General features: G+C 65.4%; 11 protein-coding genes and 1 other RNA gene. 8 read left to right on the top strand and 4 right to left on the bottom strand.

What is annotated here, in order from left to right; translation table 11 throughout:
• Nucleotides 1–340: 340 nt before the first annotated feature.
• Nucleotides 341–694, top strand: a complete 354-nt coding sequence (locus ABD05_RS10775; RefSeq protein ID WP_047900111.1) for a DUF4148 domain-containing protein — start codon at nucleotides 341–343, stop codon at nucleotides 692–694.
• Nucleotides 695–960: 266 nt separating this feature from the next.
• On the opposite strand, the gene ssrA is transcribed toward ABD05_RS10775, so the two are convergent.
• The 4 genes from ssrA to ompA form a co-directional block, all read right to left on the bottom strand.
• Nucleotides 961–1,330: a transfer-messenger RNA gene (gene ssrA, locus ABD05_RS35425) on the bottom strand.
• A 16-nt stretch (nucleotides 1,331–1,346) separates the two neighbouring features.
• Nucleotides 1,347–2,063, bottom strand: coding sequence for a phosphoglycolate phosphatase (gene gph / locus ABD05_RS10780; RefSeq protein WP_047900112.1), 717 nt, complete (start codon nucleotides 2,061–2,063; stop codon nucleotides 1,347–1,349).
• Nucleotides 2,064–2,076: 13 nt separating this feature from the next.
• Nucleotides 2,077–2,775 carry a bifunctional 2-polyprenyl-6-hydroxyphenol methylase/3-demethylubiquinol 3-O-methyltransferase UbiG gene (gene ubiG, locus ABD05_RS10785; protein ID WP_047900113.1) on the bottom strand — a complete coding sequence of 233 codons (699 nt, stop codon included), beginning with the start codon at nucleotides 2,773–2,775 and terminating at the stop codon, nucleotides 2,077–2,079.
• A gap of 150 nt (nucleotides 2,776–2,925) precedes the next feature.
• A complete protein-coding gene (ompA, locus tag ABD05_RS10790) occupies nucleotides 2,926–3,597 on the bottom strand; it encodes an outer membrane protein OmpA (RefSeq protein WP_047900114.1) in 672 nt (223 codons plus the stop codon).
• A gap of 534 nt (nucleotides 3,598–4,131) precedes the next feature.
• Here ompA and gyrA point away from each other — a divergent pair.
• The 7 genes from gyrA to cmk all read left to right on the top strand — a co-directional run bounded on the left by gyrA (nucleotide 4,132) and on the right by cmk (nucleotide 12,923).
• Nucleotides 4,132–6,735 (top strand): DNA gyrase subunit A, encoded by a 2,604-nt coding sequence (gene gyrA / locus ABD05_RS10795; protein WP_047900115.1) that lies wholly within the window; start codon nucleotides 4,132–4,134, stop codon nucleotides 6,733–6,735.
• Nucleotides 6,736–6,818: 83 nt separating this feature from the next.
• Complete coding sequence (locus tag ABD05_RS10800) at nucleotides 6,819–7,418, top strand: DUF2059 domain-containing protein (RefSeq protein WP_021157463.1); 600 nt, start codon at nucleotides 6,819–6,821, stop codon at nucleotides 7,416–7,418.
• Nucleotides 7,419–7,592: 174 nt separating this feature from the next.
• A complete protein-coding gene (gene serC, locus ABD05_RS10805; protein ID WP_047900116.1) occupies nucleotides 7,593–8,675 on the top strand; it encodes a 3-phosphoserine/phosphohydroxythreonine transaminase in 1,083 nt (360 codons plus the stop codon).
• 33 nt (nucleotides 8,676–8,708) lie between these two features.
• A complete protein-coding gene (gene pheA, locus ABD05_RS10810) occupies nucleotides 8,709–9,791 on the top strand; it encodes a prephenate dehydratase (RefSeq protein ID WP_047900117.1) in 1,083 nt (360 codons plus the stop codon).
• A 187-nt stretch (nucleotides 9,792–9,978) separates the two neighbouring features.
• Nucleotides 9,979–10,905: a prephenate dehydrogenase gene (locus tag ABD05_RS10815; RefSeq protein WP_047900118.1), complete on the top strand. Its 927-nt coding sequence runs from the start codon at nucleotides 9,979–9,981 to the stop codon at nucleotides 10,903–10,905.
• Between the two features lie 13 nt (nucleotides 10,906–10,918).
• The gene (gene aroA, locus ABD05_RS10820) at nucleotides 10,919–12,223 is read left to right on the top strand and encodes a 3-phosphoshikimate 1-carboxyvinyltransferase (protein WP_047900119.1); all 1,305 of its coding nucleotides are present in this window, start codon (nucleotides 10,919–10,921) and stop codon (nucleotides 12,221–12,223) included.
• A 13-nt stretch (nucleotides 12,224–12,236) separates the two neighbouring features.
• Complete coding sequence (cmk, locus tag ABD05_RS10825) at nucleotides 12,237–12,923, top strand: (d)CMP kinase (protein WP_047900120.1); 687 nt, start codon at nucleotides 12,237–12,239, stop codon at nucleotides 12,921–12,923.
• Nucleotides 12,924–13,021 lie beyond the last annotated feature (98 nt).

Consider the following 13,021-nt stretch of genomic DNA (forward strand, 5'->3'; position numbering starts at 1 on the left):
TCGACAGGCGGGTGATGCGCACACGCACATCGGCTATCGGCTTGGCCACCACCTGACCGGGGAACGCGCGAATCCCGTGCAATGCCATTCGAGCCCCGCGAAGCGTTGTCGCTTCGCGGGGCTCGTGTTTTCCGGCGAGCCATCGTGCGACGCGATGCCGGACGATGCTGCGCTCGCGCATTGCCGGCCCGGCAGGCAATCTAGGGTTAACCCGTAAATCGGGAAGGATGTCTTCCAGAAACCTGCCTTATTCTTAAGCATCCGCCTACATAAACTTCGGTTTGTCAGCGCTGAACAAGGTGTTCACCGCGAAAACAGACAAATCTGGAGGTAGGTCATCATGAAGTCGCTCGTTCAAGCTGTTGTCGTTGCTGCCGCTCTCGTTGCTCCGGTCGTGTCGTTTGCCCAGTCGGGTTCGACGATCACCCGCGCGCAGGTCCGTGCCGAACTGGTCCAGCTCCAGCAAGCCGGTTACAACTCCGCCCGCGGCGAAGATCCGCACTATCCGGAAGCGATCCAGGCCGCAACGGCGCGTGTTGCGGAGCAACAGCGCAGTGCGCTGGCGCAAGCGCAAGGCGCCGACGCCAGCGGGTACGGCGCGCAGGCGCAGGGCGCGTCGGCATCGGGTTCGCGTGCAATGGGCGTGCGTCCGGCCAGCGCTGAAGAAATGAAGTCGCTGTATCGCGGCAGCTAAGTCGCGCATTGCCCGGTGTGCTTGAGCTCAGGGTGCGACGACACGTCGCGCCCGATGCGGTGGCAACCGGGCTGGCCGTCGCCCGGCACGACCGATGATTGCGCGGGCGCTGCAGAACATCCGTCACCTCCTGCCGCCGATCACCGGCGGCATTCCGCCCGGCCCGTCCGTGGCTGGGCGCTTTTTCGGAAGGAGAGGGGTTTCGCCGGCAACAAAAAACCCCGCAGACTTGCGTCATGCGGGGTTCGTGCGGCGTGCGCGGAATTTGGTGGAGGCGGCGGGAATCGAACCCGCGTCCAGAAGCGCTCCACGACTAGTTCTACATGTTTAGTTCAGTCATTTGATTTAACCGCAGCGACGCGGACGAACACGCTGCGCTACGGCGATTCGCTAGGTTTTCGACCCTGGCGTCGCGACGCCGACAGGGCTTAACTGACGTAAATGACCTCTGGCGGTATTGCTACCGGTCTTGCGACACTAGCCCGTCAGTGAACTAGGCAGAGGACGGCGGCCGTTAGGCTGCCAGTGCGAACGTATCGTCGTTTGCAGTTACGATTTTCCCATTGATTAACGAGGTGACGGGTCCTCGACATGCCCTAGCCGCTTCACAACCCCTGTCGAAACCAGGTCGCCCCCGCGGATAAGACAGTCATTATAGCCCAACATCGCGCAGCAGTTCGCGCAGTTCCTGCGTCGTGTCGACGAGATGCTGGGCCTGCCAGTCGGCCGGCGCGGCGCCGTCGCCGCAGTAACCGTACGCGGCCGCGACCGTCGCCATGCCGGCAGCGCTGCCGGCCTGAATGTCGCGCAGATCGTCGCCGACGTAGACGATGCGTGCCGGCGCGAGCGTCAACTGGTCGGCCGCGTGCAGCAGCGGGGCCGGGTGCGGCTTCGAGTGCGGCGTTGTGTCGCCCCCGACGACGCAGGCGGCGCGCGGCGCAAGACCGAGCAGATCGACGAGCGGCGTCGTGAGCCGCATCGCCTTGTTCGTGACGATGCCCCAGAGCACGCCGCGCGCATCGAGTTCGTCGAGCACGTCGCCGATGCCGGGGAACAGCGTCGTATGCACGCAGATATCCGTCGCGTAGTTGCTGAGGAACTCGTCGCGCATCGCTTCGTAGCCGGGCGTGTGCGGATCGATGCCGAATGCGCCGCCGAGCAGGCCGCGCGCGCCGGCCGAGGCCAGCGGCCGCAGCGCGTCGAGCGGCGTTTCGGGCAGGCCGCGCACGCGCTGCATCTTGTTGACGGCAGCGGCGAGATCGGGCGCCGTGTCGGCAAGCGTGCCGTCCAGGTCGAACAGCACCGCGTCGCAGTGCAGCAGGCGCGGTTCGTCGAGTGCGGCCCGCGCGGGCGAAAGGGGAGTCGTCATGCCGGTCGGAGGGTCACGCGCCGCGGCGGCACGCGACGAGGTAGTTGATGTCGGTGTCGTTCGACAGCGCGAAGCGCTTGCCGATCGGGTGATACGTGATGCCCTTGATCTCCACGATGTGCAGATCTGTCGCGCGCACGAAGCCGGCCAGTTCCGACGGGCGGATGAAGCGCGCGTAGTCGTGCGTGCCCTTCGGCAGCATTTGCGCGATGTACTCCGCGCCGATCACCGCGAACAGGTAGGACTTCAGGTTTCGGTTCAACGTCGAGAAGAACACCCAGCCGCCCGGCTTCACGAGCGTCGCGCACGCGGCGACGACATCGCCGGGCGACGGCACGTGCTCGAGCATCTCCATGCACGTGACGACATCGTAAGTGCCCGGTTCGCGCGCGGCGATCGCTTCGGCGGCGATCGCCTCGTAGTCGACCGCGATGCCGCTTTCGAGGCTGTGCAGGTCGGCAACGCCGAGCGCTTCGGTCGACAGGTCGATACCTTTCACCTGGGCGCCGAGTCCGGCCATCGACTCGGACAGGATCCCGCCGCCGCAGCCGATGTCGAGTGCGCGCTTGCCGGCCAGGTGCGCATGCGCGTCGATCCAGCCGAGCCGGACCGGGTTCAGGTCGTGCAGCGGCTTGAATTCGGCATTCGGATCCCACCACCGATGGGCGAGGTCGCTGAATTTCTGGAGTTCGTGCGGATCGGCGTTGGTCATGTCGGCAAACGGGCTACGGAAGGAGGGCGGTGCTGCGTCGTCAGCCCCGAGTATATAAGCGGGCGGACGACGAGGCCAGTGAGCGCCCGGACGGGCATCAAAGAAAAAGCCCCGCCGGAGCGGGGCTTTGAAGCAGTCGAAAACCGCGGCTTACTGTGCCGGAACGGTCGTCTTCTGGACTTCTTGCGTACCAACCACTTCGACTTCCACGCGACGGTCCGGTGCGAGGCAGGCGATGAGTTGCTTGCGGTTCTTCTGGTTGCAGCCAGTCGTAACCGGGTTGCGCTTGCCCTTGCCTTCCGTGTAGATCTTGTTGGCCGGCACACCCTTGCTGACCAGGTACGACTTCACGGCTTGCGCACGGCGCAGCGACAGACGGTCGTTGTACTTGTCCGAACCGATGCGGTCCGTGTAGCCCGTTGCGACGACCACTTCCGTGTTCATGCCCTGGATCTTCGACGACAGTTCGTCCAGCTTCTGCTTGCCCAGCGGCTTGAGCGTTGCCTTGTCGAAGTCGAACAGCGCGTCAGCTTGATACGTGATCTTCTGGCTCGTGATGGCCGGAGCGGGGGTCGGAGCGACCGGCGGCGTCGGCGCCTGGGCGACCAGTGCGCCATCGCACTTCGCGTTGGCGGTGGCCGGCGTCCAGAATGCATCGCGCCAGCACAGCTCGTTCGTACCGTTCATCCACACCCATTCGCCCGTGCCGTTCACCCAGTTGTCGTTGACGGCTTGACGCGACGCCGGCACCGACTGTGCCGAAGCGGATGCAGCCATAACTGCGGTAGCTGCAATGAACGCGAGCTTTGAAAGTTTATTCATATTTCTCCTCTCGAAATTGAGATTACCGCAGGTTTACTGCGAGCCTGTTGACGGTGACAAGTCATACATTGCTCGAAGTATAACATTGGTGCGGCACAAAAACGCGGCACCGCTCTGTGTAGACTTTAGACTTCGAGCAGCGTCTAACCTTCAGTGCGTTGGCATTTTGCCATATCGTTCCCTTCCTACGAAAAAAAATCCTCCCCACCCTAAGATCGCCTCAACGTTTGTGGTGCATGCGCAACACCGACCTGCCGCAACTTTCAGAGATTGTCAAGAGTGTGTCGGCGAAATTGCGCGGATGCGTGCAACTGTTTACGCGTGCGCGTGAAACAAACCGGGCGCGATCGCCGGTGACGTCGAGTCGTGTGCGGTTCCGGCCGGGTCGCCGCCGCCGCGATTTTCGCTATCTATATATAGAGGGGGAGGCGAATTTGCGGCTGATGGGCGCATGTTAGAATCTCGCGTTGCGTTGCGCATGCAGCGCCCACGCGAAAGGCGTTCGCCGTCTTCGCTCCGAAACGATACGGATACATGGATCAATTCGCCAAAGAGACCCTGCCCACCTCCCTAGAGGAGGAAATGCGCCGTTCGTATCTCGATTACGCGATGAGCGTGATCGTCGGACGTGCCCTCCCGGATGTCCGCGATGGCCTGAAGCCCGTGCACCGGCGCGTGTTGTTCGCGATGCACGAACTGAACAACGACTGGAACCGCGCGTACAAGAAGTCGGCGCGTATCGTCGGTGACGTGATCGGTAAGTACCACCCTCACGGCGACACCGCGGTCTACGACACGATCGTGCGGATGGCGCAGGACTTCTCGCTGCGCTACATGCTGATCGACGGGCAGGGCAACTTCGGCTCGATCGACGGCGACAATGCCGCGGCGATGCGTTACACCGAAATTCGCATGGCGAAGATCGGTCACGAACTGCTCGCCGACATCGACAAGGAAACGGTCGATTTCGAGCCGAACTACGACGGCAACGAAACGCAGCCGTCGGTCCTGCCGTCGCGCATTCCGAACCTGCTGATCAACGGCTCGTCGGGCATCGCGGTCGGCATGGCGACCAACATCCCGCCGCACAACCTGAACGAAGTCGTCGACGCGTGCCAGCACTTGCTGAACAACCCGGAAGCGACGATCGACGAGCTGATCGAGATCATCCCGGCGCCGGACTTCCCGACGGCCGGCATCATCTACGGCGTCGCCGGCGTGCGCGACGGCTACCGCACCGGGCGCGGCCGTGTCGTGATGCGTGCGGCCACGCACTTCGAGGAAATCGACCGCGGCCAGCGGATGGCGATCATCGTCGACGAACTGCCGTACCAGGTGAACAAGCGCTCGCTGCTCGAGCGGATCGCCGAGCTCGTCAACGAGAAGAAGCTCGAAGGCATCTCCGACATCCGCGACGAGTCCGACAAGAGCGGCATGCGTGTCGTGATCGAGCTCAAGCGCGGTGAAGTGCCGGAAGTCGTGCTGAACAACCTGTACAAGGCGACGCAGCTCCAGGACACGTTCGGCATGAATATGGTCGCGCTCGTCGACGGCCAGCCGAAGCTGCTGAACCTGAAGGAAATCCTGCAGTGCTTCCTGTCGCATCGACGCGAAGTGCTGACGCGCCGCACCATCTACGAACTGCGCAAGGCCCGCGAACGCGGCCACGTGCTCGAAGGTCTCGCGGTCGCGCTCGCGAACATCGACGAATTCATCGCGATCATCAAGGCCGCGCCGACGCCGCCGATCGCGAAGCAGGAATTGATGGCGAAGCCGTGGGATTCGTCGCTCGTGCGCGAGATGCTGACGCGCGCCGAGAGCGAGAACGCGGCGGCCGGCGGCCGCTCCGCGTACCGCCCGGAAGGCCTGAACCCGGCATTCGGCATGCAGGTCGACGGGCTGTACCGCCTGTCCGACACGCAGGCCCAGGAAATCCTGCAGATGCGTCTGCAGCGCCTGACGGGCCTCGAGCAGGACAAGATCATCGGCGAGTATCGCGAAGTGATGGCGCAGATCGCCGACCTGCTGGACATCCTCGCGCGCCCCGAGCGGATCACGACGATGATCGGCGAGGAACTCACGTCGGTGAAGGCCGAATTCGGCGACGCGCGCCGCTCGAAGATCGAGCTGAACGCGACCGAGCTGAACACCGAGGATCTGATCACGCCGCAGGACATGGTCGTCACGATGTCGCATGCGGGCTACGTGAAGTCGCAGCCGCTGTCCGAGTACCGCGCGCAGAAGCGCGGCGGTCGCGGCAAGCAGGCGACGCAGATGAAGGAAGACGACTGGATCGAGACGCTGTTCATCGCGAACACGCACGATTACATCCTGTGCTTCTCGAACCGCGGCCGCGTGTACTGGGTCAAGGTCTATGAAGTGCCGCAGGGCTCGCGCAACTCGCGCGGCCGCCCGATCGTCAACATGTTCCCGCTGCAGGATGGCGAGAAGATCAACGTCGTGCTGCCGGTCAAGGAATTCTCGGCCGACAAGTTCATCTTCATGGCGACGTCGCTCGGCACCGTGAAGAAGACGCCGCTCGAAGCATTCAGCCGTCCGATGAAGAAGGGCATCATCGCGGTCGGCCTCGACGACGGCGACTTCCTGATCGGGGCGTCGATCACCGACGGCGCGCACGACGTGATGCTGTTCTCCGACGCCGGCAAGGCCGTGCGCTTCGACGAGAACGACGTGCGCCCGATGGGGCGCGAGGCGCGCGGCGTGCGCGGCATGCAGCTCGAGGACGGGCAGCAGGTCATCGCGATGCTGGTCGCGGGCAGCGAGGAGCAGACCGTGCTCACCGCGACCGAGAACGGCTACGGCAAGCGCACGCCGATCACCGAGTACACGCGCCACGGCCGCGGCACGAAGGGTATGATCGCGATCCAGACGTCCGAGCGCAACGGCAAGGTGGTGGCCGCGACGCTCGTCGACGCCGAGGATCAGATCATGCTGATCACGACGGCCGGCGTGTTGATTCGCACCCGCGTATCGGAGATTCGCGAGATGGGGCGTGCCACGCAAGGTGTTACACTCATCAGTCTCGATGAGGGTACCAAGCTCTCTGGCCTGCAGCAGATTGCGGAGGCCGAAGAGGGCGATGGCGAGGCCGACGAGGCGTCGGACGGCGAAGCCTGAAGAACGGATGAGACTCTGGCCGCCGCGGGCGTGAAGCGCCGCGGCCGGCGAGCAACCATTCATATTTCCAAAAGGGAGTGATGATGCAAAAGCAATTCAAGCAACTGGTCCTGCTGGCTGCACTGGTGCCGACGTTCGCGATGGCGCAAGCGCTGTCGAATTCCGCACCGGCGCCCGCCGCGGCAGCTGCGCCGATCGACGCCGACAAGAAGGCAGCGATCAAGGATCTGCTCGACGCGATCGACGCGCCGAAGCTCGTGTCGGCAATCGGCAACAGCGCCGAAATGCAGGCCAAGCAACTCGTGCCGGCGATCCTGTCGGACGCACTGTCGGAAAACAAGACGCTGAACGACAAGCAGAAGCAGGCTGCCGTTCCGACGCTGCAGAAGAACGCGGTGCCGAAGCTGGTCGACGGCGCGGGCAAGGTGTTCGGCACGCAGCAGTTCCAGAACGACGCGATGTCGGCTCAGTACGACGCATACGCGAAGTACTACAGCACGTCGGAGATCAAGGATCTGACGACGTTCTACAAGAGCCCGACGGGCCGCAAGTTCATCCAGGTTCAGGATCAGGTCGGTCGCGACGTGGTCAATGGCCTGATGCAGAAGTACATGCCGCAAGCGATCCAGGCGACGCGCACGCAGGCTGACAAGGAAGTCGCAGCAGTCAAGCCGGGCAAGTAAGCCGGTCGGGCACGCCACCCGGCCGTTCGGCCGGGTTTGGCGGGAGCCTGACGACAGTGCGATAATGGCCGTTTGCGCGCGAGCGCAAGCGGCCATTCCTTTTCTGGCGCGGCTCATTTGCAACTGACATGCGACGGCGAGCCGCCGGTCGCGTCCCTCCCGAGGTTTTTCACGATGCGCGTCTTTAATTTCTCCGCCGGTCCTGCGGCGATGCCCGAGGAAGTGCTGCGGCAGGCCGCCGACGAAATGCTCGACTGGCACGGCAGCGGCATGAGCGTGATGGAGATGAGCCATCGCGGCAAGGAATTCATGTCGATTCACGAGGCCGCGCTGACCGACCTGCGCGACCTTCTCGGTGTGCCGGCAAGCCACCGGATCCTGTTCCTGCAGGGCGGCGGTATCGCGGAAAACGCGATCGTGCCGATGAACCTGCTCGGGTCGCGCAAGACCGCCGATTTCGTCGTCACGGGCTCGTGGTCGCAGAAATCGTTCGGCGAGGCGAAGAAATTCTGCACGCCGCATCTCGCCGCGACTGGCAAGACAGAAGACGGCTTCACGCGTGCGCCGGCGCGCGCCGAATGGCAACTGTCGGACGATCCGGCCTACGTGCATCTGTGCACGAACGAGACGATCGACGGCGTCGAGACGTTCGAGATTCCCGATCTCGGCGACGTGCCGCTGGTCGCGGATGTCTCGTCGCACATCCTGTCGCGCCCGATGGACGTCGCGAAATACGGCGTGCTGTTCGGCGGCGCGCAGAAGAATATCGGGATGGCCGGCGTGACGGTCGTGATCGTGCGCGAGGATCTGCTCGATCGCGCGCTGTCGATCTGCCCGTCCGCGTTCGAATGGAAGACCGTCGCCGAGAACAACTCGCTGTACAACACGCCGCCCACCTACGCGATCTACATCGCGGGCCTCGTGTTCCAGTGGCTGAAGCGGCAGGGTGGCCTCGAAGCGATCGAGGCCCGCAATATCGAAAAATCGAAGCTGCTCTACGACACGATCGATGCGAGCAGCTTCTATCTGAACAAGGTCGAGCCGACAGCGCGTTCGCGGATGAACGTGCCGTTTTTCCTGGCCGACGAAACGCGCAACGAAGACTTCCTTGCCGGCGCAAAGGCGCGCGGGCTGCTGCAGCTGAAGGGCCACAAGTCCGTCGGCGGCATGCGGGCGTCGATCTACAACGCGGTGCCGCTCGACGGCGTGAAGGCGCTCGTCGAGTACATGAAGGACTTCGAGCAGCGCGGCGCCTGACGGCGGCGCTGTTCAAACAGCACGGCAAAACGCATGGACGACGAACTGAATTCCCGCCTGAAACCGCTGCGCGATCGCATCGACGCGATCGACGCGCAGCTGATCGCGCTCCTGAACCAGCGCGCCGCGGTGGCGCTGGAGGTGGGCGAGGTCAAGAAGCATTTCAATGCGCCGGTGTTCCGGCCGGAGCGCGAACTGCAGGTGATCGCGCGGCTGCAGGACATGAGCGCGGGGCCGCTCGCGAGCGAGCACATCAGCGCAATCTGGCGCGAGATCATGGCGGCGAGCCGCGCGCTCGAGCAGACGATCCACGTCGCGTTCCTCGGGCCGGTCGGCACGTACAGCGAACAGGCGATGCTCGAGTATTTCGGCCAGTCGATCGAAGGGCTGCCGTGCCCGTCGATCGACGAGGTGTTCCGTTCGGTCGAGGCCGGTGCGTCCGCGTTCGGCGTCGCGCCGGTCGAGAATTCGACCGAAGGGGCCGTGTCGCGCACGCTCGACCTGTTGCTGCAGACGCAGCTGCTGATCAGCGGCGAGCTCGCGCTGCCCATCCACCACAACCTGCTCACGCAGAGCGGCACGCTCGATGGCGTGAAGCGCGTCTGTGCGCATGCGCAGGCGCTCGCGCAATGCCAGCAGTGGCTCGCGGCGAATGCGCCGCAGCTCGAGCGGCAGGCAGTTGCGAGCAACGCGGAGGCCGCGCGTCTCGCAGCGGCCGATCCGACCGTCGCGGCGATCGCGGGCGACCGCGCGGCCGCGCATTACGGCTTGCAGATCGCGTTTTCGCTGATCCAGGACGATCCGCACAACCGCACGCGCTTCGTGATCGTCGGCAAGCAGCCGGCCGGGCAAAGCGGTCGTGACCAGACGTCGCTGATCGTGTCGGTGAAGAACGAGCCGGGTGCCGTGTTCAAGCTGCTCGAACCGCTCGCGCGGCACGGCGTGTCGATGACGCGCTTCGAGTCGCGTCCGGCGCGCGTCGGCACGTGGGAGTACTACTTCTACATCGACATCGAAGGGCACCGCGACGATGCGGCGGTCGCGGCCGCGCTCGCGGAACTCGGCCAGAAGGCCGCGTTCCTGAAGATACTCGGTTCGTATCCGAGCGCACGCTGACGCGCGGCGGCCCGTCGCCTGCTCGCGCAGGCGTGGCGGCCAGGCGGGCAAGGGCAGGCCGGTCGGCGCTGCCGAAGGCGGGTTCGGGCGGCATCCGGGGCAGGTTGCGCCGGGTGCGGGCCCGTTGCCCGGAATCTGGAAATCCGTGTGCGGGGCGTCGTTCCGCACGCGTAACTTGGCTCTTGTCGTGTCAGGCTTTGCATTCAACAAACTGGTCATCTTCGGTGTCGGCCTGATCGGCGGATCGCTGGCCCGCGCGCTGCGCGAGCGCGCGCCGGGCGGCGCGGGCGAGATCGTCGGCGTGGGCCGTTCGCGCGCATCGGTCGAGCGTGCGCTGTCGCTCGGCGTGATCGACCGCGCGGCGGCGCTCGACGACGACGCGCAGTTGCGCGACGCGCTTGCGGGCGCCGATCTCGTGCTGCTGGCTGCCCCCGTCGCGCAGACGGGCCCGTTGCTCGCGCGCATCGCGCCGTGGCTCGCCGATGCGACGATCGTCACCGATGCGGGCAGCACCAAGTCCGATGTCGTCGCGGCCGCGCGCGAAGCGCTCGGTGCGCGGATCGCGCAGTTCGTGCCGGGACATCCGATCGCCGGCCGCGAGTCGAGCGGCGTCGAGGCCGCGTTGCCGGACCTGTACGTCGGCCGCAACGTCGTGCTGTGCCCGCTGCCGGAGAACGCGCCCGAATCGGTCGCGCGGATCGACGCGATGTGGCGCGCGACCGGCGCTGACGTGCGCACGATGAGCACCGAGCAGCACGATCGCGTGTTTGCATCGATCAGCCATCTCCCGCACCTGCTGTCGTTTGCGCTGGTCGAGCAGATCCTCGGCGAGGCGGACGCGGAACTGAAATTCTCGTATGCGGCGGGCGGCTTCCGCGATTTCACACGCATCGCGGCGTCGAGCCCGGAGATGTGGCGCGACGTGTGCGTCGCGAACCGCGCGGCGCTGCTCGACGAACTCGACGGCTACACGCGCGTGCTCACGCGGCTGCGCGAGGCGATCGACGCCGGCGACGGCGCGGCGCTCGAAGCCGTGTTCACGCGTTCGCGCGCCGCACGCAAGGCATGGCAGGAGCGCGGCGGCACGCCTGCTGCCGAACCGGTCAAGAAATAACAGGACGATTCCCATGGACTATCTCGATCTCGGCCCTTACTCCAGCGCATCGGGCACCGTGCGCCTGCCCGGCTCGAAGAGCATCTCGAACCGCGTGCTGCTGCTCGCGGCGCTTGCCGAAGGCGAAACGACGATCACCAATCTGCTCGACTCCGACGACACGCGCGTGATGCTCGATGCACTCGGCAAGCTCGGCGTGAAGCTTGCGCGCGACGGCGACACCTGCGTCGTCACGGGCACGCGCGGCGCGTTCACCGCGAAGACGGCCGACCTGTTCCTCGGCAACGCGGGCACGGCCGTGCGGCCGCTGACTGCCGCGCTCGCGGTGAACGGCGGCGACTATCGCGTGCACGGCGTGCCGCGCATGCACGAGCGGCCGATCGGCGATCTCGTCGACGGCCTGCGGCAGATCGGCGCGCAGATCGACTACGAACTGAACGAAGGCTACCCGCCGCTGCGGATCAAGCCCGCGACGATCTCGGTCGATGCGCCGATCCGCGTGCGCGGCGACGTGTCGAGCCAGTTCCTCACCGCGCTGCTGATGACGCTGCCGCTCGTGAAGGCGAAGGACGGCAGGACCGTCGTCGAGGTCGACGGCGAACTGATCTCGAAGCCGTACATCGACATCACGATCCGGCTGATGGAGCGTTTCGGCGTGGTCGTCGAGCGTGACGGCTGGCAGCGCTTCGTCGTGCCGGCCGGCGTCCGCTACCGCTCGCCGGGGCGGATCATGGTCGAGGGCGACGCGTCGTCCGCGTCGTACTTCCTCGCGGCCGGCGCGCTTGGTGGCGGCCCGCTGCGTGTCGAGGGCGTGGGGCGCGCGAGTATCCAGGGCGACGTCGGCTTCGCGAATGCGTTGATGCAGATGGGCGCGAACGTGACGATGGGCGACGACTGGATCGACGTACGCGGCATCGGCCACGACCACGGCAAGCTCGAGCCGATCGACATGGACTTCAACCTGATCCCCGATGCGGCGATGACCATCGCGGTCGCAGCGCTGTTCGCGAAAGGCACGAGCACGCTGCGCAACATCGCGAGCTGGCGCGTGAAGGAAACCGACCGCATCGCCGCGATGGCGACCGAATTGCGCAAGGTCGGCGCGATCGTCGAGGAAGGTCCCGACTATCTCGTCGTCACGCCGCCGGAACAGCTCACGCCGAACGCGGCGATCGACACCTACGACGATCACCGGATGGCGATGTGCTTCTCGCTCGTCAGCCTGGGTGGCGTGCCCGTGCGGATCAACGATCCGAAGTGCGTCGGCAAGACGTTCCCCGACTATTTCGACCGCTTCGCCGCGCTCGCCAAAGCCTGACCCGACTGTTCCGATGAAATCGACCCGACCCTTTCACCCGACTCCCGTCATCACGATCGACGGCCCGACCGCTTCCGGCAAGGGCACCGTCGCGGCGCTCGTTGCCGCGCACCTGGGCTTCCACCTGCTCGACAGCGGCGCGCTGTACCGTCTCGCGGCACTCGCAAGCGTGCGCTACGGCATCGCGGAGGAGGACATCGACGCGCTGGTGAAACTGATCGACGACCTTCACATCACGTTCCGCGAAGGCTGCGCGCAGCTCGACGGCGTCGACGTGTCGAACGACATCCGCGCCGAAGCGGTCGGCAACCGCGCGTCGGCCATTGCCGTGCACGGGCCCGTGCGCACCGCGCTCGTCGCGCGCCAGCGCGCGTTCCGCAAGACGCCGGGCCTCGTTGCCGACGGCCGCGACATGGGTACGGTGATCTTTCCGGACGCCGTGCTGAAGGTGTTCCTGACGGCCAGCGCCGAGGCACGCGCGGCCAGGCGGCATAAGCAATTGATGCAAAAAGGTTTTTCTGCTAATATAGATGACTTGCTCCGGGATCTTCGTGAACGTGACGCGCGCGACAGCAATCGTGCGGCCGCGCCGCTGAAGCCCGCGGCAGATGCCAGGCTGCTCGATACGTCGGCACTTTCGGTTGATGAAGCAGTCGACCAGGTGCTGCAGTGGTACCGAGCGCTCGGCCAGCCCGCCTGAGAAGGCGGGCAGCGGTAGGTGCTCCGCGTCGCAAGCGCGGAGCGTGTTTCGAACCCTTAACCCCGTGTGGAACTCGATCTGGCCCTTTCAGCCTGCCA

This window comes from Burkholderia pyrrocinia (assembly GCF_001028665.1).
Lineage (GTDB): Bacteria > Pseudomonadota > Gammaproteobacteria > Burkholderiales > Burkholderiaceae > Burkholderia > Burkholderia pyrrocinia.

Bases quoted from the DNA above. Each gene is read 5' to 3' on its own strand.
- ABD05_RS10775 (WP_047900111.1), top strand. From the start codon at position 341: ATGAAGTCGCTCGTTCAAGCTGTTGTCGTTGCTGCCGCTCTCGTTGCT.
- gph (WP_047900112.1), bottom strand. From the start codon at position 2,063: ATGACGACTCCCCTTTCGCCCGCGCGGGCCGCACTCGACGAACCGCGC.
- ubiG (WP_047900113.1), bottom strand. From the start codon at position 2,775: ATGACCAACGCCGATCCGCACGAACTCCAGAAATTCAGCGACCTCGCC.
- ompA (WP_047900114.1), bottom strand. From the start codon at position 3,597: ATGAATAAACTTTCAAAGCTCGCGTTCATTGCAGCTACCGCAGTTATG.
- gyrA (WP_047900115.1), top strand. From the start codon at position 4,132: ATGGATCAATTCGCCAAAGAGACCCTGCCCACCTCCCTAGAGGAGGAA.
- ABD05_RS10800 (WP_021157463.1), top strand. From the start codon at position 6,819: ATGCAAAAGCAATTCAAGCAACTGGTCCTGCTGGCTGCACTGGTGCCG.
- serC (WP_047900116.1), top strand. From the start codon at position 7,593: ATGCGCGTCTTTAATTTCTCCGCCGGTCCTGCGGCGATGCCCGAGGAA.
- pheA (WP_047900117.1), top strand. From the start codon at position 8,709: ATGGACGACGAACTGAATTCCCGCCTGAAACCGCTGCGCGATCGCATC.
- aroA (WP_047900119.1), top strand. From the start codon at position 10,919: ATGGACTATCTCGATCTCGGCCCTTACTCCAGCGCATCGGGCACCGTG.
- cmk (WP_047900120.1), top strand. From the start codon at position 12,237: ATGAAATCGACCCGACCCTTTCACCCGACTCCCGTCATCACGATCGAC.